This window comes from Haladaptatus sp. DYF46 (genome assembly GCF_021083305.1).
Taxonomy (GTDB): domain Archaea; phylum Halobacteriota; class Halobacteria; order Halobacteriales; family Haladaptataceae; genus Haladaptatus.
This window is the reverse complement of sequence record NZ_JAJFAY010000007.1, coordinates 93,804-114,838: the sequence shown is the minus strand read 5'-3', so window position 1 is coordinate 114,838 and position 21,035 is coordinate 93,804. Positions and strand designations below refer to the sequence as shown.

General features: G+C 52.3%; 19 protein-coding genes. 12 read left to right on the top strand and 7 right to left on the bottom strand.

The features are described 5' to 3' along the window. Positions 1–3: 3 nt before the first annotated feature. The 3 genes from LJF34_RS23860 to LJF34_RS23850 all read left to right on the top strand — a co-directional run bounded on the left by LJF34_RS23860 (position 4) and on the right by LJF34_RS23850 (position 3,298). Positions 4–1,662 (top strand): hypothetical protein, encoded by a 1,659-nt coding sequence (locus LJF34_RS23860; RefSeq protein ID WP_231188390.1) that lies wholly within the window; start codon positions 4–6, stop codon positions 1,660–1,662. 62 nt (positions 1,663–1,724) lie between these two features. Further along, positions 1,725–2,141, top strand: a complete 417-nt coding sequence (locus LJF34_RS23855; RefSeq protein WP_231188389.1) for an SWIM zinc finger family protein — start codon at positions 1,725–1,727, stop codon at positions 2,139–2,141. 116 nt (positions 2,142–2,257) lie between these two features. Continuing rightward, the gene (locus LJF34_RS23850; protein WP_231188388.1) at positions 2,258–3,298 is read left to right on the top strand and encodes a hypothetical protein; all 1,041 of its coding nucleotides are present in this window, start codon (positions 2,258–2,260) and stop codon (positions 3,296–3,298) included. Between the two features lie 168 nt (positions 3,299–3,466). Here the strand turns inward: LJF34_RS23850 and LJF34_RS23845 are convergent, their stop codons facing one another. Further along, a complete protein-coding gene (locus LJF34_RS23845; protein WP_231188387.1) occupies positions 3,467–4,453 on the bottom strand; it encodes an HNH endonuclease in 987 nt (328 codons plus the stop codon). Positions 4,454–4,579: 126 nt separating this feature from the next. After that, positions 4,580–5,641: an HNH endonuclease gene (locus LJF34_RS23840; RefSeq protein WP_255666467.1), complete on the bottom strand. Its 1,062-nt coding sequence runs from the start codon at positions 5,639–5,641 to the stop codon at positions 4,580–4,582. Between the two features lie 878 nt (positions 5,642–6,519). On the opposite strand from LJF34_RS23840, the gene LJF34_RS23835 reads away from it, so the two are divergent. The 5 genes from LJF34_RS23835 (at position 6,520) to LJF34_RS23815 (ending at position 12,782) form a co-directional block, all read left to right on the top strand. After that, positions 6,520–8,688 carry an AAA family ATPase gene (locus LJF34_RS23835; protein ID WP_231188385.1) on the top strand — a complete coding sequence of 723 codons (2,169 nt, stop codon included), beginning with the start codon at positions 6,520–6,522 and terminating at the stop codon, positions 8,686–8,688. After that, positions 8,681–9,976, top strand: coding sequence for an McrC family protein (locus LJF34_RS23830; RefSeq protein ID WP_231188384.1), 1,296 nt, complete (start codon positions 8,681–8,683; stop codon positions 9,974–9,976). The genes LJF34_RS23835 and LJF34_RS23830 overlap by 8 nt, the downstream gene beginning before the upstream one ends. Positions 9,977–10,132: 156 nt before the next feature. Beyond that, complete coding sequence (locus LJF34_RS23825) at positions 10,133–10,660, top strand: ArsR family transcriptional regulator (RefSeq protein ID WP_231188383.1); 528 nt, start codon at positions 10,133–10,135, stop codon at positions 10,658–10,660. 853 nt (positions 10,661–11,513) lie between these two features. Further along, entirely contained in the window at positions 11,514–11,807 is a 294-nt protein-coding gene (locus tag LJF34_RS23820; RefSeq protein WP_231188382.1) for an amphi-Trp domain-containing protein, read from the top strand. Positions 11,808–12,209: 402 nt separating this feature from the next. Continuing rightward, entirely contained in the window at positions 12,210–12,782 is a 573-nt protein-coding gene (locus tag LJF34_RS23815) for a right-handed parallel beta-helix repeat-containing protein (protein ID WP_231188381.1), read from the top strand. Between the two features lie 24 nt (positions 12,783–12,806). Here LJF34_RS23815 and LJF34_RS23810 read toward each other — a convergent pair whose 3' ends face one another. Both LJF34_RS23810 and LJF34_RS23805 read right to left on the bottom strand, forming a co-directional pair. Further along, the gene (locus LJF34_RS23810; protein ID WP_231188380.1) at positions 12,807–13,898 is read right to left on the bottom strand and encodes a cellulase family glycosylhydrolase; all 1,092 of its coding nucleotides are present in this window, start codon (positions 13,896–13,898) and stop codon (positions 12,807–12,809) included. Positions 13,899–14,145: 247 nt separating this feature from the next. After that, complete coding sequence (locus LJF34_RS23805) at positions 14,146–14,484, bottom strand: HalOD1 output domain-containing protein (protein WP_231188379.1); 339 nt, start codon at positions 14,482–14,484, stop codon at positions 14,146–14,148. A 290-nt stretch (positions 14,485–14,774) separates the two neighbouring features. Between LJF34_RS23805 and LJF34_RS23800 the strand changes: the two genes are divergently transcribed. Beyond that, complete coding sequence (locus LJF34_RS23800) at positions 14,775–14,981, top strand: SWIM zinc finger family protein (RefSeq protein WP_231188378.1); 207 nt, start codon at positions 14,775–14,777, stop codon at positions 14,979–14,981. A 211-nt stretch (positions 14,982–15,192) separates the two neighbouring features. Here the strand turns inward: LJF34_RS23800 and LJF34_RS23795 are convergent, their stop codons facing one another. Continuing rightward, the gene (locus LJF34_RS23795; protein WP_231188377.1) at positions 15,193–16,068 is read right to left on the bottom strand and encodes a DMT family transporter; all 876 of its coding nucleotides are present in this window, start codon (positions 16,066–16,068) and stop codon (positions 15,193–15,195) included. A 255-nt stretch (positions 16,069–16,323) separates the two neighbouring features. Beyond that, the gene (locus LJF34_RS23790; RefSeq protein ID WP_231188376.1) at positions 16,324–17,190 is read right to left on the bottom strand and encodes a MarR family transcriptional regulator; all 867 of its coding nucleotides are present in this window, start codon (positions 17,188–17,190) and stop codon (positions 16,324–16,326) included. 161 nt (positions 17,191–17,351) lie between these two features. Between LJF34_RS23790 and LJF34_RS23785 the strand changes: the two genes are divergently transcribed. Continuing rightward, the gene (locus tag LJF34_RS23785) at positions 17,352–18,599 is read left to right on the top strand and encodes an MFS transporter (protein WP_231188375.1); all 1,248 of its coding nucleotides are present in this window, start codon (positions 17,352–17,354) and stop codon (positions 18,597–18,599) included. Positions 18,600–18,730: 131 nt separating this feature from the next. Beyond that, positions 18,731–19,678 (top strand): alpha/beta hydrolase, encoded by a 948-nt coding sequence (locus LJF34_RS23780; RefSeq protein ID WP_342765904.1) that lies wholly within the window; start codon positions 18,731–18,733, stop codon positions 19,676–19,678. A 31-nt stretch (positions 19,679–19,709) separates the two neighbouring features. Here LJF34_RS23780 and LJF34_RS23775 read toward each other — a convergent pair whose 3' ends face one another. Next, a complete protein-coding gene (locus tag LJF34_RS23775) occupies positions 19,710–20,357 on the bottom strand; it encodes a hypothetical protein (RefSeq protein WP_231188373.1) in 648 nt (215 codons plus the stop codon). Between the two features lie 344 nt (positions 20,358–20,701). On the opposite strand from LJF34_RS23775, the gene LJF34_RS23770 reads away from it, so the two are divergent. Then, positions 20,702–21,010, top strand: coding sequence for an SWIM zinc finger family protein (locus tag LJF34_RS23770; RefSeq protein ID WP_231188372.1), 309 nt, complete (start codon positions 20,702–20,704; stop codon positions 21,008–21,010). Positions 21,011–21,035 lie beyond the last annotated feature (25 nt).

Sequence of the window (21,035 nt, the reverse complement as noted above, 5' to 3'; positions counted from 1 at the left end):
GATGTGACTGAGGCCGGTGCGGACAACGGTGGAAACGAATCCATCACACCGGTACTCGAAGACAATGCAGACGACAACACACTCCTTTACTTCCCTGAAGGGGAATATTATATAGATTCGCAGTTCCGCTTTACTGGCTTCGAAAACTTCGGGATGATTGGCAACGACGCGACACTCGTCCCGGCGAACTACTCCGACTTTGACGATAGTGGTGATAATAACTACCGGCTCTTCCGGCTCGGCGTCGAGTACGACCTCGGAACAGACCTGCGAATCGAGAATTTCACCGTCGATCAAACTGAAAAAAATACTGGTATCCGTGTCATCGAAGCCGAGATAACCGACGGGTTGACCATTCGCGATATCGAGGTCAAGGGCACACACGACAGTGGAACGTGGGGGCCGCTCCGAGCCGTCGTTCACAACTCAGACGGTAGCGGTCTCGTCGAACGGTTTGAGGCACCTGACGGCGCCGTGTGGGAAGGGAACGCGCCGAGCGATTCCCTGTGGCGTGGACCGACCGGTATCCTCTGCAACAAAGCGAACAAGGGGACAATGACATTTCGCGACTGTGTACTCGGAAGCTTCCCGGACAACGGGCTGTACGCCTCCAACGGGACCGGTGCTATCCAGGTCGAAGGTGGTCACTTCCAAAACAGTCTGAGCTCGAACGTCCGTATTGGTGGCAATGGCAGTTACGTCGAGGACGCCACTATCACCATCGACGAAAAAAGCAGCACTGATATCGGTCAGCGTGGTCTCCGCCTGGAAGGAGGCGCCAGCATCGTCGCACGGAACGTCGACATACGGACGAACATTGATAAGAGTCCCGCAATTTGGGTTACGAGCGATGCGGACGACGTAACAGTTGTCGACTCCACTATCACAACTCGAACCGATGGCCCATCCAATGCGATTTTCATTCAGGAATCTTCGGGCCGGACGAGTATCAAGCGAACCACCGTCAATCACGAGACAGGGGGCTCGGAGGCTATCAAAATCAAGGAGGGTGAACAGCCAGTTTCTCTCGAAAACGTCACCGTCACCGGGAACGCAGCGACCAATGGCACCCGGAGCGCTATCCAGAACAACCGCGACGATAGCGAGTTCCGTAATCTGAAAGTCCACCACGGCGGTGAATCGGGTCGACGGGCGCTGACGAATACGGGGAACAACGTCGTGATCTACGAGGGCGATTACGTCTCCGAAGAAAACGCGCTTGTGGAGAGCGGTACCGGAACGATGATAGAAAGCGTCTCGGCACGCGCACGCAGCGGGAACGAGGCACTTCGCATCACGAGCGACGCCGAGGGAGTCACCGTCACGGACTCCCACATCGAGAACGGCATCGACGACAGCAGCCCGGACGGATACGAGGGTAGCAATAACAGCTGGGAGTACGACGGCGGCGACGAGAACGACGGTAACTCGGGTGGCGACTCTGGCGGAGATTCCAGTGACGATTCTGGCGACGATTCCGGTGGCAACTCGAATGGAGATTCCGGCGGGGACTCAGGTAGCAACTCTGGCGGTGATTCCAGTGACGAGAACGACGGCAACTCGGGCGGCGATTCCGACGGTGATTCCGGTGGCAATTCGGGTGGCAATTCCGGAGGGAACACCGGTGGTGACTCTGAAGACGATCAGGACGACCGCTGTTGATCCTTGTTATCCCGGTCTGACGCTTCAAACTCACATCTTCTCTGCTGTTTCAGCCGTTCATTGTGACCGGAAACCCCGGATATGCTACTTCCCAGAACGTTCGACTAACCGTTCGATGTCGAACTGACCTCGACGTCGAAGCCCTTAGACTAGTAGGAGTCACCAACGAGAGCCACGAGAACCCCGCAGCCCACCAGTACACAGTCTCCATCGACGACGTGACTGACGAACTGATGGCCTGCACGTGTCCGCACCACGTCCACCGCAACGCCTTCTGCAAGCACATGGCCGCCGTCGAAAACGCAACCGACAACGGGACACTCAATGCGTTCCCGTCGGAGGACGAGGACGATATCGAACCAGACGATTGTGACTGCGACGGCCTCGGTGATTTCCCGTGCTGGCCGTGCGTGCGAACGGGACAGAAGGAACTGCCGAACCACCGCTTCAGCATTTTTTATCCATGGCACGCCAATTGACGCTCTCGGATATCACCGGCCTGCTCACTTCTCAAATTGGCTCAACTAGACAGTGCCCTATAAGAAACCACCATCAAAGAGTAAAATACATAATATCGACAAATAACGAATATGTAATGTACCTCTACACGCCGGACGAAATCGACCGCGAACGCGCCCATCACCAGGCAGTGATCCAAGGCAACGACGACTTAGACGTCAAACGAATCGGGAACCTCGGCGAACTCGCATTCGAACAGTTCTGTCGTGAATACCTCCCCGTCGAGATGTGGGAGTGGGAAAATGAAGCAGCCATCCGGCGCTGTAATTCCGAGAGTTTCTCCGGTCACGATTTCGAGGTATTCGGCTACAAGATAGACGTCAAAACGTCACGGGACGTCTCTGCATTCCGTCCGGCGAACATCCTCGCAAACGACCCTGACGACGACATCATCGTCATGGTCTGGCACCGAGATAATGAAGACGCACTTATTTTGCTTGGCTGGGAGCGAACTGAGACCCTCAAATCGAAGGTCACAACCCAAGAAGCCTACTCGGGCGAAGAACCAGCGAAACTCGCACATCTTGCTGCTCGTCCCATGAACGAACTGCACGACTTAGGCCCGAATACCGCCCACCTAAACCAGAAGCCAGAGAACCCGTTCAAACCTGGTGACCGTGTTACGAAAGCCGGTGACAAAGATGGGTCTGTTGCCGTGGTCGTCGAGGTACTCCCTCCAGAGAAAAACACGACTGCCTACGGACAGGAGATGGACGGCGAAGCAGTGAACGTAACATTCCCAAACCTGCTCGATGAGGGTCCCGGTAATTGGCGTGAAATCCACCCTGCAAAGCTCGCCTCCTACTGCGACGATCAGGACATCAAGCTCTACACGTACAAGCACACAAATTTGGAGCTTGCTGAGAATCCCTTCACGCCAGGCGACTACGTCATCAAACCCGATTATGACGATCCGGATCTAGCGGTGGTTCTCACGGTTGCTGAAGAAAACGGCGCTGATCGGGATATCGATATCGCGTTTTGCCACCATCTCGAAGAAAAGGCTGGTGACAATGCGTACATGCCCCCAATAGATCTCAAGTCATTTTGTGACGAGTCTGGTATCAACTCGTATTCGTACAACTATGCCGATCTAACCTTTGAGCACCAATATTAGCAGGATAATCGACTCAGACGCGATTACACTTCCAATTCGAATACCACCTCTACCACGTTGATCTGCTCACTAAGGGCGGAACCGAGGACAAAGACGAAGTCCTCTCCAATGATTGGACACTAGAATATTCAATCGGAACCCATCAGTTGAATAATCAGCTGTATAGCCTCATACCCACTCAAGCGTCGCGTTGTGCTGCGCTACGTACTTTGGATTCAAACTCGCATCTGGGAGCGAGATTCGCTCCCCAGCCCGGTCAAGAACCGTCCGCCGCAATAGTTCACTGTCTGTCTCGAACGACGGATTCACCTGCAACCTGTATTCCCGGTCGATTGTGAATAACTCTCGATCAAACGCCGCGTGATGCGTCTTGCTTAACGGTAGCACGTTCGCCAAATCAGCTCTGTACTTCGGGTACTCGTTCCACGGCAACACGTGTGCGACGTCCAACAACCCCGGATGGTCAACACCAGAAATTGGACACGTCCGGTCGTGCCGAGCAATCACTGTCGCACGGAACTCCGGATCTACCACTCTGGCATGAGTCGTGGTTTCGTACGTGCCAGCCGAGAATTCCGCGCCATGCGCTGTCACAGTCCATTGTGCATCCGCCCACTCTTCAACTGCACCCGCAACGAATTCTCGACCCTTATCCGTTAACGAATACTCCTCGCTGTGTTTCTCGACAAGCCCCATGCTCCACAACCAGTTCGCCCGTTGCTTCGCCATATCCGTCTCCCCGCGGCTCCATCCCAACTCTGGGTGCGTATCTAACTGTTGGTCACTGATCTCCGCGATCGTCATTGGGCCAACAGACAACGCATACAACAAGCTTCGAAGCCCAACGTTCCGCTCACACATAATTCGCAGCAGCGTTGCCACACCGCGCTGCTGGACATACTCACGCCCGGCCTGCCCAAGTTCCCACTGCTCATTCTCCTGACGGAGGAACCCGGTCTTCTGAAGATAGCTGACCCGCCGCATAATCGAATCACGACTGGATACGTTCGAGAACGTCCTGCGATGCCACTCGACGAGCTCATCGGTTGTCGGTTCATGAGCTTCAACGAACTCAAGAATTGATTCCAACGTCTCGACGTAGCGCGTCCCACCGCCAAACATCGGGACAATACTGCGGAGCCGATCCGGAGGCATGAATGAACAGTGACACAGACGGATCATGATTCTTTCTCTGCCACATTCAGTTTCTAGGAAGGGGGAGGAATTGAGTGATCGATTATTTAGAGTACGGGTAGCGAGTGCTGTGCCCAATAAGCGATTTCAATAGAGGAACAGGGAGCTACAGCCACGAGAGACCGGTGTTGAGTTCGTCGAGGAACGACGGCCGGACCTGAACGGTGGCTGGGAACGCCAGTTGCTCACCTGCTCGTTCGAGGATTGTCTCACGGAGGAATGGGTGAGCGGGATCGAATGAGGGGCTCGTTCGGATTCGGTAGTCGCTGTCGATGGTGAACAATGCAGCGTCGAACGCCCGTGATGCAGTGAGTTCAACACGAGCACGTTCTCTGGGTGCTCGGCGAGGTCGGGATGCTGGCTTCTGGGAAGGATATGGGCCAGATCCAGGAGTTCAGCCTCTCGAATCCCGGTCATGGTACACTTGTGCCCGTAGTGGTCGAACGTTTCTGCTCGGAATGCGTCGCTCACGACGGTTTCGGAGGTTTCGTAGCGTCGGATCCGCCCACTCTGATCGAGAGTTTCGCCGGTCGGCCATTGGGCGACGTCGCCGGTTTCGACCCAGCGCTTCCAAACATCCGGAGCACGGTCGTTGTCGTTCATACGGGCGCGGTCATGCAGCCACGAGACGGGGACTGACTGGGTGTTGAGGATCGAGAAGTGAAAGAGGTAGTTCGGAATCTGCGTCCCGGCGTCATCCCGATAGGAGCGTACTTCGAAGTGATCCGGGACGCAGAGCCCACAGAATTCGACGACTCCGGACTCTGGTTTGCGGAACATCAGGACTGGTGTGACATCCTCGCGTCGTCCCGCCGCAGCTCGGTCGAACGCCGTCTTGATCTTCTGATTATTCGCAGAGTCGTCGTAGGGGTTGTCGGCTTTCGCATCGCCCCAGTAACTGACGTAGCCTGCGTTGACTGCGAGCGTGTCTTCCCACGGATCGTCGTGCTGGGAAATGCCGCTGTCGTTCGACACAAGGACGAGCGCCGCAGGCATATTGGACCGATTCGCGCCAAGATCACGAATTCCGCCGGCGTTCTTGATGCCACTGTCGAGCGAGCCTCGAATCCATCGCAAGAATTGATCGTCCGGGTTTCGAAAGCTGCCAGTGTCTCGGTATTGTTGACCCACACGAAATGAATAGTGCATGATAACGCGGCATTGTATCCGTCATCCAATAAATGCCTGCGTAACACGCTTTATGAGTCGTCTGTTGTAGGCTTCGGATCAAGAGATAGAAAGATATCATCGTCCTCCAAATCACCCACCATGATGGTGAGCAAGACTACCTCATCACCGAAGTCAAAAACAGCACGAACACCAAGACGATTCGCCAAGGATCAAAGAAACACTCGGGTATCTCCCCTTTCTCCAGTAGGACAACGAAATCAAGATTCTGAACGTATCCGATATTGAGTCTGGTCTCATGAAAATTCTCAAGCGGTTTTTCTCAGACATCTCCTCATGTGGCTACACTTGATCGAGTTCACTGCCTGAGGAAGCCAGAGGTTGACCTGTGTCTCTCGTGGGAGACCATTTACATAGAATTATGTGGTTTGATTAGAATATCAAACTGAAATGTACAGTACACTCCATATCGATAATTTAGTTTTCGACACGTGGGCGATACAGAAGGCATACAGCCAAATCGGTCCCGAGAAATCCTCGACAGAGGACGAATATGATGAACAGTCCTTCCGGACATTCCTCGAACTTTTCTGTGACTGGGGACCAATTCGAGCTTCGTCATTTAATGATTTGGCTGCCAATTCACTCAACAGCTTCTCCGAGAGTGAAAAACGCGACCTATATCAGCGCGGGTTTGTTCCACTATTGCGGAGAATCTCACGGAGCAGTACAGTTATGACGCCACTGAAGCGGATGTTCGTCGATTCGCAGCAGCACTTACTGACGAATCGAATCAGAAGGATGTTGCTGATTTCATCCTAAACTACGTTTGGAAATTTTCCCAACAACTCCAAGAGTTTGACCCGAGTTCAGAAGGAACCGATGACACTCAAGCATTATTGAATGCCATTCGAAATCTCCCCACCGAATATCGAGTAGTCGAACAGCAGCGATACGCTGATTCGAAGAAAATCAACCACGTCCGATATCAAATTCTCGATAGCCTATCTGATGATGGAGAAATCCCGATTGATGTACTCGAATCGCTCAAAGAGAAGGAAGCAGCGAAGTTCGATACCAACATATTCTTGAGATGGGGGAATTACGAGATTATCGGTCAGCTGTATTTCGATTTCTTCAGACCGCGTATCGACGGGTACCTCGACCGGCTTGCCAATTTCATCGCTACAGAACTCGATGTATCTGACCACGATATCCACACTGTTCATTTCACAGAACCTCGAAATTTCCTCTCTGATTTCGCATGGTTAGCAATCTATCCTGGAGAAATTGGTGACCAGCGAGACGAATATCAGTTGTATCTCGGTGTCCATTGGAATCGCGTTACATATGGTCTCCACGTTGGTGGGAATCTTCGGGATGAAGAAGATTGGAAAGGAAATCGTAATCTGGAGAAAATACAGACCGATGAGAGCCTGTCTATCGATACTGTTCTCGGTAAACTCCATGACGTCAAAGCAAACTATCTTGCTTTGAATGATATTTCTAGGCCGGTCGAACCACCTGCGAAACCATCTCAAGCTGACGAAATCGCCCGGCAGTTACTGGCTACCAACCAAGCCATTTTCTACGGTCCACCAGGGACAGGTAAAACCTACACTGCCCACCGATTCGCACAGTGGTGGGTTCACAACCAAACCAGTTCTGAATCTGTTGACGAACAAATACAGATAGTGACGTTCCATCCGTCGTTCTCCTACGAAGATTTCATCGAGGGACTGACTGCCGAGGCGAATGATGGCGCTGTCGAATACCGCATCGAAGAGGGAGTGTTCAAACGGATTTGCCAGCGTGCACAGACCGCATACGAATATGCGAACCAACAGGAAGACACCGATGAAGCTCCCCCCTACGTGCTGATTATCGACGAGATCAACCGGGGGAATCTCGCTCAAATCTTTGGTGAAGTCATCACTCTCCTCGAGGCAGACAAACGCGGGAACTTCGAAATCGAACTCGCCCACTCCGGTGAGACCTTCACCGTCCCACCGAATCTCTACGTTATCGGCACGATGAATACGGCTGATCAGTCCATCGCACTGGTCGATACTGCACTCCGCCGTCGGTTCCGGTTCATCGATTTCCCACCGGATCTGGATATCGTCTTCGAACAATACGACATCGAACCGCTCGATGCACAGGCCGCTGTCACAGCCCACTCAAGTGGAATCTCCCGGCAGGAACGACTCTTGGGAGCAAGCGTGCTTGCAGCTCATGAACTCAACGAACGTATTCTCGATGCTCCACAGCTCGGCAAAGGCAAACAACTCGGTCACACGTACTTCCTCATTCACGACTCATCCGACGATATTGTTGATGCGTGGCGATACGACATCCTTCCGCAACTCGAAGAATACTACTTCGGCCAGTTCGATCGCCTCCGCGACGAACTGCTCAATGAAATCGATACCCGCCTGATCGACTGGGAGACCGAACGAATTCAATCGTTCGACGATCAGGCACTCTATTCAGCCCTCTGTGATCTCGCCGGCGTTGAGGACCCAGCACCACTCGCCGATGCAATGCAGGCCATACCGGATGGAAACGGAACAGAAGCCCTGCAAGGGCAACCAGATGATGCGTGGGCTGCTGGAGACCGAACACCAGAAACGTTCCGAGAACGACTACAATCCATCCTCGACGATGACTCTGCAGAAAAGATGGTTCGTATTCTCGATATCGGTGACGATATTGGATGGCTTGACACCGGTCGGGGTGACCGAGCATCGATTATGCTGAAGTCCGATTCGGTGGATTCTGGCGTCGGAATCATTCAGCTCTCCCAAGACGGTAGGATCGACTTCCGGTGGAATTGGTTGCTTGACCGTGATACAAACCCACTCGATCGCGAATTCATCGAAGGTGCCTCACGCGTCTTCACAAATATAAGTGGCTACGAGCATCGATGGAATCCCGAGAAGGGAGAAGAAGGAGGGTTTGTAGATCCTCGACTCTATGTGAGTGACCTCTCCGAGGAGGATATCACTGCCCTGAGCGAAGGTCTTCAATCATTCACCGAACGGGCAGCAACCTTCCAGCATGACTGAGATCACGCCGGTTGGGTATCTCGGTCCACCGGTCGATCAAGTGGATGCAGACGGAACGGTTCCACCGTCTGATCCTATCTCACTGGAAGAACACGATAGCACCGCTCCCTTCGAAATCAGCCGAGAAGATGCAGTCTTCTTGGAATCACTCGAAGAACGATGTCGAGCGAACCCATTGAACGTCTCGTTTACCAGCGACGGCAAAGCGATTATCAAAACCGGCAGTCACGTTGGTGTCCTCACGCTGCCGAGTGGCGTTCAAATCGAGGTCACACCTAAACAGACGGTGACACGCCTTCTGTGGGCACTCAAATACGCATTCGACACCCCCGTGGATTCACTTGAATTTGAGACAGAATTCACCGGTGCATCGTCGTTTTTCGATGCGATTGGCGTCCTCTTTCAGGCTGAACTCCAGTCCGTGCTTGCGCAAGGACTCCATCGAGAATACGTGAGAACGAACTCAGTCCGTGATCATGTTCAGGGTCGAATCGACGTCCAGCGACAACTCCAACTGCCGGCAGCCGTCACAACCGACTTTGCAGTCACTCACGACGACTTCACCACAGACAACCTCCTGAATCAAGCAGTCCTCGTAGCAACCCGTATCTTGGTGACACTCGCACGTGACGACAAACTCTCGAGTCGACTGCACCATCACGAACAACGCCTCCAAGAGTTCGTGTCCGTCGAAGACGTCTCCCCGAGAGATGTCGATCGACTTGAGCTCTCACGATTGAACGATCACTACGAAGCCCTCCTTGGACTCACACGACTAGTTCTCGACCGCGAATTCTTCGACGACGTGCGTGCCGGTGATCGTCGATCCTTGGCGTTGTTCGTCAACATGAACGACGTGTTCGAACGCATCGTCGAGCGGGCCTTCATTGCAGCAGCACAGGAACTCGGCGATTTCACCGTCGAGGGGCAGGCATCGATTCCAAACGTCGTTGAAGGGCCGCATGCCGTTTCGATGCGCCCAGACGTGCTCATTACCCGCAGTGATGGCACACCCGCACTGGTGGTTGACGCCAAGTGGAAGACAGGGTCGGCATCGTCCAGTGATGTGTATCAACTTACGTCGTACATTCTCGCACTCGAAGTACCGGGAGTACTCGTCTATCCCGGTCGAGACGATCGGATTGCAGAGGAATCGAGAGTGATGAGTGAGTATTCTCTTCGCTCCGGTGCGTTAGCCACGAATACAGGTGTTGGATCCTATGATGACTACGCTGCGGCGATCGAATCGAGTGCACTCCAATTCTTGAAGGAATCAGCTAAACAATAGGGGAATTCACTATCCTTGAGCTCTCTGTAGCTGCTCCTTGCTACTACACCTCTCATGGACTGTAACTCATCCTGATCCGACACCAGAGAGAATAGCAGATGCCCGTTAATATACGCAGTCAATAGTTATATTGCGCACTAACTCGTATTTCTGCGTATGAGCGATACAAACGAACGAGGACCACCAGAAACTGATTTTGCATCCGAGTTCGCCGACAGACTGGAGAACGCCCCTGCCGACGAGCGCGTCTACAGAATCGCCCTCGAACTCACCGACCCAACCCGTGTTGCCGAAGTTGCTGACCGCGCAGACTGCTCTGCGAATGCTGCCCGCCGCCATCTTAAACGATTCGCCGAGATCGGCCTCTTGACCCGTATGACAGAGAACCCGGCGACGTACAAACGGAACGAAGCGTACTTCGAGTGGCGACGGCTGAATCGATTGGCAGAGTTGAGCGAACAGGAGTACAAATCCCGTCTTGGTGATTTACTCGCTGAGAACGAAAACTACAAACAGACCTACGATGTCGAGAGCCCCAATGACATCGATCCCTTAGAGTATGCACAGTACGGGGATCCAGAACAAGTCTGGTTAGACATCACCAATTGGGAAGCAGTCAGACAGGAGATTCATGACCTCCGCCGTGTCAACCGCGACAGTGCGACCGATGAAGGAGTCGTCTGAGTGTGGTTGACGGGAGGCGAAAGCGGACACCAAATCGTGCTTTACTACGGGAAATCGCATCGATTCTCGGATCTGAAGAGTGGATCGAGACGATTTCCGTCTTTCCATCAAACCGGCCGGATTCGATCGTCATCTCACTTCGAGACGAACACTACCCAGAAGCGTATGTGAGAGAAGCGTACCTCGAGGTCCAATCGTATGGCAACGGTGATTTCCATATCACGTACTTCGAAGATCATTTCGGCGAGGAGTGGATGTGTCGGTGGGATCGCCACGAGAGTGAAGAATATTCTATGGACCATTTTCACTCACCACCAAACGCGACTCATGACGATGGGGTGAACCGAGAGCATCCACCAGAGTTGCCATCCGTATTCTCACGTGTCGTTGTCCCTTGGGTCTATGATCGAATGGGCGACATTTGGACTGAATATGAATGAACGAGACTACTGGTTGACTTGGTGATGAGGTTCTTCTTTCACGACGAAGCGATTTTTAATAATTCAGTTGGGACTACTGTCTCGTGCTAGTTACACGGCCGAAATCGATTATGATGTATCCAATGGAAAGGGATGAGAATCTTCAAAGACCAAATCAGATCAATAATATGGTGATTGTATAAGGCGTTCGACCGGCTCGATACTGGCGGAAACAGTTTCGAGAACTCACCATCACCTGCCCCACCCACAATCTCGACTAGTCACTCTAATCGATAGATACAGGAGATAGACTTACCACTTGAGACAGTAAGGATCCTCTCGGTGGTGTTTCGATAAAAGTGGTGACTACCACCGATCAAACTGTGCGGATATGAGGCCCGAGATGTTTTATTGACAGCCGTTGCGGGTTCGGTATGGGAAACGACGACGAAGAATCCAAGACCGAAGCGAAATCGGTAGATGATGAGACGGAACGTGAAGGTGAGAAAGTGATGAGTCGGGCAGACGGTGCGGGGATCCTCCGCGAAGTCGCAGATGGTGTGGAGAACGGGACAATCGACATCGAAGGAGACAACGGTTTCACGGTCGCGGTTCCAGAGCATTTCGAACTGGAAGTCGAATACGAGGTTACCGACGACGAGGCCGAGTTCGAAGTCGAACTCGAATGGCGAATGGAAGACGGCGAACCGGTATCGTCGGACGAATGATACGGTTGGCGGCCTCAGTAGCAGCCAATCGTCGGAAAATCGCATCTGTACATTCAGAGATATGAGTGGTTGCCAGACCCGATAAATTTCCACCAGAGGACACCAGAACCAGCCAATATAGAGTCTTTAGTCGTTGTAACCATCCGCGGACTCAGTTTCCCCCGTTCCAATCACCCTGCTCATGCAACTCCTCGAGCCGCTGGTGCACTGGCCGCCGTTCCATTCCAACTGTATCTGCAACCCACCGAGCGGTCACCGCTGGAAACTCGGACGCACGAATCACTCGAGGAAGATCGTCATCGCTTTCGAATATTCCCGTTTAATCTCTTGACGATACGTGAATCTGGCTTATAGAGGATTGCTCAATAAACATCTATTGGGGATGAACTCATTGGTTCCCTTGTGCACACAAACAGAAAACTGCTGTCAGTTCTTTTGATCTTCACAATCTCCTTCTCAGGATGTCTCGGCGCTCAAAGTGCATACCAAATATCAAACGTTGAAAACAAAAGAACAATCAACAATTGCACATCAATCAATAAACCTGGGCACTACGAACTGAAAAGTAATATCACAAACGGAGGTGGAACTGGTATTTCCAAATCTTGTATAAAAATCCGATCAGGAAATGTGGTTTTAGATGGTAACGGACATACAATAAGCGGGCGTGGAAATAGTCATACCACAGGAGTTCAAGTAATTACGTCGAAGGCTACTGGAGGTGTTAAAATCCAGAACTTATCTCTCACTGATTGGCATAATGGGGTTGAATTTCGGCAGGCAACGACAGCTATTGTACAGAATGTCATGGCCTCATCAAACGTCTTTGGGATCTCAGTTGAGAATGTCACTCGGGCACAAATCAAATGGAATACGATCCAAAATAACACCGTTGGTATAAGAGTTAATGATGGTATTGAACAGTTGGAAGTAGACAAGAATTCATATTCAAATAATGAAGTGGAAATATTATAAAATCAGCCTTACTAGATTGGAAATCTAACTTTGTGGATGTTTTATTGCGTTGATCCATTGCGGCCATTGTTTTCGTTCCACACCCGAAAAGGAACGATCGCCGGACATACCTTTGATGCTTCGTGCATCTTCCAGACTCCACACAGCACCATCTTCGTAAAAAAGGCCATTGAGAACACTCTTTCGACGCATTGGGATTGTATACGCTGGCTTGAGCATGAGTGACCAAAAGAAATTGCCAACGTTGTATCTTTGCAGAAGTGGAGCTAGTGATGAGTAGTCTGGATACCAATCTTCTACCGCTTGACTTGAACTACTCCATCCAAATGAGGCTACTTTTTGCCACTCTGTCAACCAGATTGGTCGCTCAACTTGTTCTGATATTTTACGATAATCTTGCAGCAAATCCTCAAATATCTTCTTACTAGATGGATAATTATAATGGAACTGTAGTATATCACTTCCCCAATCGAGATAGTCTACACTGTTAATTAGACTAGTCGCGCCTACGGTTAATGGAACAGTACCGCGATTCTGCAGAAGCGTTTGAAACATAGCCTTTGCAAATCTCTTCACGTCAGAGCGCCATCCAGGTTCATTCATCACTTCGATAGCGAGCAACCGGTCATCGTTTCGATATCGATCCATGAACCATCGAACAAATTCTCGCGGTTTCGTCCACTGTTTCTTATTTTGAACGACCGTTAGTGAAGGTGATCGTACTGGCGTTGCAGTTTGAGGGTCACTATCTATTAAATTTTCATGGCTTGGCGTTGTACCGACGTTTTCGAACAGACTGAACAAAACGTCGATGTTTTTGTCGGCGGCAGTTGTGAGAAAATGGTTTATCGCTTTTCTATGAGCTCGTGGGTTTTCAAGCCAAAATTCATAATTCACCCAGGTTCGAATCGCATTCAAATTTAACTGTGCTGCATAACCGAGATCACGCTCGATTATTTTGGGCGAATAATTTTCCCACATCTGGTAGAAATTAAAATCCCGTGTTGGTAGATAGAGAGCACCTCTAATATCAACAGGTGCCACATTTTCCGTGTTAGTTTGTGTTCCCGGCGCACTGCAACCTGTAAGGAGACCAATTCCTGTTACACTACTCATTTTGACAAATCGTCGTCGAGTACCTCTCATCAGTTCTTACATATGGAGATATCGTCAACGGTTGTAAGGATGGGGGAATTCATCCACTGAGTGAATTCTGGGAAATCTAGTCAATACAAAGCTAAAACAGGAAGTTATAGTCCCGTATTCATGTTCTGACAGTATGTGCCACTCCCTGCAAATCGGTCTAGGAGCTCCTCTGTTTAGATAGGACTCATCAAAGGGTGAAGCGAGGAGATCGAGCCCATCATCCCGACTGTTTTTCCGAATGAGTTGGTGACCGGATACAAACTTCGCCATCACATTTTATCGTCACGGCACAGTTTGCATACGCGAACGAAATTGAGAGTTGTGAATCTTGAGAGGCCCGCATTGCATTCGAGGAGGTGATCAGCTTATCAAGTGCTTCCGGTTCGACTACTTCGTACAATAACGGAAGATCAGATAGCTCACGATGGGCTGCGAAGGCAACGGTATCGATGACAGCTGCGCTCGGTGCTGTATCCCCCCAGTTATAGAACGCCTGAATCTGCTCGGGTTCCTCTGTCTTCTCTTCCTGATCAATTGGCGAATCTTCACTCCCCATACTGTGTCCAACTACGACCGACTCGTATAAACAGAGTGTGGACGACTTAAGCGGATAGACAAACACTTGATCCGGAAATTTGCATAACGAACTATGCATTGTCTAAGATAGCATTCTCCGGCCCTCTGCAGCCCGTGATCCCTACTGTGACGACACAGCAACGCGCATAGACCGAACAATTTTCCTTCGACGTCGATGCCCCCGGACTTATCGAAGTCACCAACGAGAGCCACGAGAACCCCGCAGACCACCAGTACACAGTCTTCATCGACGACGTGACCGAGGAACTGATGGCCTGTACGTGTCCGCACCACGTCCATCGCAACGCCTTCTGCAAACACATGGCCGCCGTCGAAAACGCAACTGACGGGACGCTCGATGCGTTCCCCTCCGAGGACGAAAACGATACCGAACCAGCAGACTGTGACTGTGAGGGCCTCGGTGGCTTCCCGTGCTGGCCGTGCGTGCGAACAGGACGGAAAGAACTGCCGAACTAACCACCACTTCAGCTGTTTTTCGTACATACCCTATCAGCCGTGTATTCACGTCGATGAGCAGCAAACGTTCATTGACCATTAGCGCAATCGAGATATAGACAACATTCACGTTTCGGGAGCGTGCGTAGATATACAGCAAACTACTGTGCTGGGGAAATCAATCATAGTGGCCAAAAAACATCATTCTGAGTGGTCGCCGCTTAATACGTTATCACCTTGGTATCAGGGTCCATCTGAAACTCGACCAGTTCGGCAGGGCAAACCCCACAACGACCACGACCAATCCCACCAACGTGGTGACTGTAACGGCCTCCCCGACAAGGAGCCAGCCCGCTCCAATCGCGACGATTGGGCTCACGAAAGATGTGAGGCTACTTCGAGTGGGGCCTATTTCCGACAGAAGAACGAGGAGGGCTGTATACCCACCGACACCGACAACGACTGCTAGGTAGACAAGAGCCACGATCGAAGCAGGCGTCCAACTGATCGTTCTTGTCGATTCACCGAGACCGATGCTGACGAGATGTAATGTCGCTCCCCCGAGCAACGCCCCCCACCCGGTCAGTGCCAACGGTGATAGCTCCGTCTCGAAGCGACTGAGCAAGACACCACCGAGACTCGAACTGAGCACCGCACAGCAAACGAAGACGACCCCCACGTTGGCTCCCGTCGCCGCTTGCGCTGGTGACGGATTGGCGACGATCGCAACGCCGAAAAACCCGAGGAGAACGCCGACGATATCTGCACGAGAGAGACGTTCACTTGGAATAAGCAGGTACGCGATAGGAATAGTAACGATCGGACCGAGACCCATTACAACAGCGGCGATCGAAGGCGTGGTATATTGCTGCCCCACGAAGAGAAAGCCGATGGTTCCAGCGAACACGAGTTCGCCAAGAGTGATGATCGCGAGGACATCGACCGTCGTCCGTGGCCGCCAGTGACCTGAGAGGACCGCGTACGTCAACAGTACCACCGCAGACACGTCAAAGCGAAACGCTGCGAGAACCGTTGGTGGGACAGTTTCGGTGCCGATTCCGATCGCAACATACCCCATCCCCATCACGAGAGTCACGGTCGCGAACAAGATACCGCCACGGCATCGCTCACCGAATGCACGAGTTCTTGCGAATTGTTGTCTGATTGCTTCCGCCGATTCCAACCAACGTATCCACATCATGTACGAGTGAAGGTCGGACAAACAGGTATAATCCACGCAGGAGAACAATGACAGGAAGTGAAACGGCGATCATCAAATGATCAACATCTCACCACCTGAGACGGCTCTTGGGATGGCGGACTTTCCTCATATAGCTGTGAAAATTGATGACTGAGAGTTCAATTAGTCCATCATAGATCTATCATGATCGGAGATCGGTTCCGAGTGATCTCGGTAGGTTTCGAAAACGCGTTCGGCCCATCCGCGTGCGATGGCGGAGTCGGAGTCGACGAACACCCGCATTATGCCGGTCTGGTCGTCATAGCCGCCGATTCCGACGCGATCGTCGAAGATTGCAAGTCCGTATGGAAGTGCCTCACGCGTTCGAAGCGTTAGATGACCTGCATCGATGGCGTCACGAAGTCGATCGGGGTGGGTCCCGAAGAGAGTATCAACGACATCAGGCAAATAAATGAGTTCTACCTCAAGGTCGTCAAACAGTTGGTCGGATGGCTTTTCGAGTGTTGGCGGGAACATGTGAGTCGTGTTGAACCCACGAAGGGTATTGCTCTCTTGCAACAGCTGAACGAATCGGGTGAATGGTGCGTACGGGTCCTCGGGTGTAGCGGTTGTCACCGTCCCATCCGCGAATGGTGCAACGACAAACTCTCGGTGTGCTTCACAGATCGACTCGAGCAATGGGGCCAGTACCGTCGCCGCTCGAAGGTCTCGCTCAAGGTGAATGATCGCGTCGGCGTAGACTTGACCCGTTCCTGTCAGTGTAAATTCGTTGTCGACACGTTCCGCGAGGTCGTGATTCTCCAGCCATCGCGTGAATCGATGACTCGTGGCCCGGGAAATGTCGAGCCGTGCTTCGAGCTCATTTCGGTCGAGCGAATCGGTCACAAGCGCCTCGAGAACCTCACGGTGACGGATGATATCGATGAGTTCGTCGGTCTCCATCCGCGAGCCAAGTTCGTGTGCCGAAATCGGATTCGAATCCAATTCGAGGCTGGTCTCTAAGATCTCGTCGAGTACTGCGTTTCCCATTTCGATCACATGGTCGCTGAACCACTACAGAGATAGAAGATTCTCACATGGTTATTGTTGTCGCAGGTGGTGAGACACCTCAAAGACGACGATACTACACTCGGATAGAGATGTCACTGTCTATAAATGACTACACAAGTGTTAGCTGCTTCTATACATTCATGGACCACACAATCGAGGTCAGTCCACAGGAAACATCGATCGACGAACCAACTGAAACCGTTCCGTGGCGTTCCCGAACGGTACAGATCGTATTGATCAGCACGGCGCTCGCACCGCTCGGAGTACCACTCATCAGCCCCGCACTACCGGTATTCCGTAACGTGTTCGAAATTACCGATGCACAGGCGAGTCTCTTGGTGAGTACGTACTTCCTTGTCGGAATCGTTCTTTCACCGTTCATCGGTATCCTTGCGGATCGCATCGGACGGAAGCGAGTACTCGTCGCGGGTCTATTGGCGTTTGGCATACTGGGTGGCGCGATGGCGATAGCACCGACATTCGAGATCTTACTCGTGCTCCGTATCGCACAGGGGACCGCTGCCGCAGCGATCTTCATTACCACTGTTACAATCGTCGGTGATGTGTTCGATGGCGTTCAGCGTAATGCGGTGCTGGGAGCAAACATCGCCGTTCTCTCCGCTACTGCCGCCCTATTTCCAGTGCTCGGAGGGGCGCTCGCTGGTATCGCGTGGAATGCACCGTTTTTGATGTACCTCGTGGCGATTCCAGTCGCCGTGTTCGCACAGGTGGCACTGGACGAACCTCACCATGCTTCTAATGGACAAGGAATTACGTATCTCGCGGACGCAGCGCGATCAATCGTTACGCCGTCGCTGTTGGCGTTGTTCGCCGTCGCATTCATCACCGAATTTCTCTTGTTCGGCGTGATTTTCACGGCGATACCGTTCGTACTCGCGGCGACGCTCACACCGATTCTAATCGGGGTCGTGATATTGGTGTCGGAAGCGGCGTCGATGGTCGTCGCTGCCTCGAGCGGCCGACTGGCGCGCTACTTCTCGAATGAGTGGCTAATCGTGATCGGATTCGCTTGCTATGCAGTTGGATTTGCGGGCACCTGGGCCTCGAGTGGATTGATCGATACGATGGCGGCAGTCGTCGTCATCGGTGTCGGCGTTGGTCTACTGATGCCGGTGGTCGATGCTGCTGTGAGCGACAGGGTTTCGACCGAATACATGGCTGGCGCGATGAGTCTCCGAAATAGTACCACGTTTCTTGGGCGGACTACCGGCCCAATAGTGTTTGCTGGTCTGGCAATTTCCTTCGGGTTCGGATACGAGTCTCTGCTACTCGCCTCTAGCCTTATCGCGTTCTTGGCGACCGGCGTTGCTATGGTTGCAGGGCCCGTTCGTCTAGCACGAGTGAAGGCTTACTACTCATCTGTGTGACTATCCGCTGGTTCCTAAGCCGATAGATACCGAAGTGAACCGACGCCATCGGATGGCTGAAAATCTGGTGCCGACTTGGTGTAACGCGCTAACAATATAGCCGCTGAACCCTTCTTATAGAGCGATCGGAGATGGCCGCATCAGAACCTCATCCGGACATGCAAGCAATCCTCAGTGCACGGAAGACACAAGGCGTCCCGCGATTCAGTACGCTCTCTGTTGACGGAGCACGCCACCTTCTCGCAGAGCTTTGGGCTTCACCCGACGAGCCTGAGCCTGTCGCGGCAGTGCGCGATTTCACAATCGAAGGGCCCACTGATGGTATCCCGATCAGAATTTATACACCAGCGGGCTCCACCCCGTTTCCAATCCTCGTATATTTCCATGGCGGTGGCTGGGTCATGGGAAGCATCGATATCGACGATAGTATTTGTCGAGCCCTCACGAATACGGTTGAGTGTGCGGTAGTCTCTGTCGGCTATCGTCACCCGCCTGAGCATCCATTCCCTGCACCTGTCGAAGACTGCTATGCTGCGACGAAATGGATCGCGGAGAATCCATGGGTCGCATACGGAGATCCCGATCGCATCGCAATTTATGGAGAGAGTGCAGGCGGAAATCTGGCAGCCGCGGTTGCGCAAGTCGCTCGTAATCGTGACGGTCCAATACTAGCACACCAAGTATTAGTCACACCGATCGTTGATCACGCGTTCGATACCCCATCGTACGACTTTGATCCAGAACAAGTAGTAGTCACCAAAACGGATATGGAATGGGTCTGGGATCACTACCTTGAGAACACCCTTGATGGAAACAACTCATATGCATCGCCGCTACGGGCACGAAGTCTCCATAATCTTCCCTCTGCAACGGTTGTGACCTGCGGCTTCGATGTTCTGCGAGACCAAGGGATCGCATATGCCGAGCGCCTCGAAGGCGCCGATATTAGAGTTACTCATCGCCATTACGATGACCTGATCCATGGATTCATTGGTATGCTTGATGACCCCGAATTACCTCAGGCGCGAGACGCCATTGCCGAAATTGGACGAGATCTACAGGACTCATTCAGTGAATAAGACCCTCTCACGCAAATCACATCCAACACGGTCAACTGACGGATTCAACCAGCCGAATATCAAGCCCCGCAAGAGTAGAGAGTGCGATTGCAACCGATGACTCACTCACACTACCGATCATGTCATGAGTAGCCAGAAATGTTTTCGCCTGATCGAGACACTCGACTTCGACCACGAGGGCAACAAGTCCGTCGTTCGATTGCGGGACGAGCTGAACGCGCATCCCATTGTCGAAGCGCCATCGGTTTGGAGTTGATTCAGCAACAGGACAGAAGAGGTCACTCCACCGGCCTCGAACTGCGTCAATATGGTTAGCGCCAACCACAACTTCTCGAAGGCCGATGATTCCTAGTGGGCCGCCGTTACGATTACGGAGTGAGTGCCGTGCCTCCTCACGCTTGAAATTCTCAGTAAACGCAGAATCATAGTCTACTAAGAACGTCATTCCGTGGGGAAACACGCGATCAAGGAGGGGACTGACATCGCTCTCGTTCGGCCGTGAGAGAACTCGTTCTGGGAGAAGCTTCGTTGCCGCAAAAAAACGCTTTCTGCCAAATATTTCCACCAAGAAGCCCGCCGACGTAGAGATTGTCCCAGAGGTGTTTAGGATTACCACTCTCGTCTTGACGAACGTAAGGAACCACTGAACTGTGAGGGACATTACGTCGCTGTAGCTCACGTTGACTCTCCGTAAGTGTCGGTGCGTTCGGTTCAAATGCAATACCGTAGAGACGGGCGTTTGGTCGTCGCTCAGTTGACTCACCGAACCGAACGAGTTCGAGATCGACGTTTCCGAGCGAGACACCGACGCTGGCAAACGTTGGATGAGTCGAAAGAGGCCACGGAGACGGTAATCCGAAAACCTCAGTGAGTGTTGAGAAGAGCGGCTCTGGGTGTTCAACACGGACGAGAATATGGTCGATACCGGTAATTACCGAGTCAGCCATGCAAGTGGACTCATTACAGGCAAGAATAAATATGGTCATCGGTGTGCCGAGATGCGACCCTTCCTCGGATGTTGACGTGACCAATGAAAGCCACGAGAACCCCGCTGCGAATCAATACGTTGTCATACTGGACGACGTAACAAACGATGCGATGGCCTGCATCTGCCCGCATCACGTCCACCGCAATGCCTTCTGCAAGCACATGGCCGCCGTCGAAACCGCGACTGGCGACGGAACGCTCGAAGCCCTCCAGCCCGAAGACGACAACGAGACCGAACCCGACGACTGCGGCTGTGACGGCCTCAGTGGCTTCCCGTGCTGGCCGTGCGTGCGTATGGGACGAAAAGAACTACCGAACGAACCACCGCTCCGGGCGTTTATTTAGATCTCGTTACCGTGAGCGTCGCTGG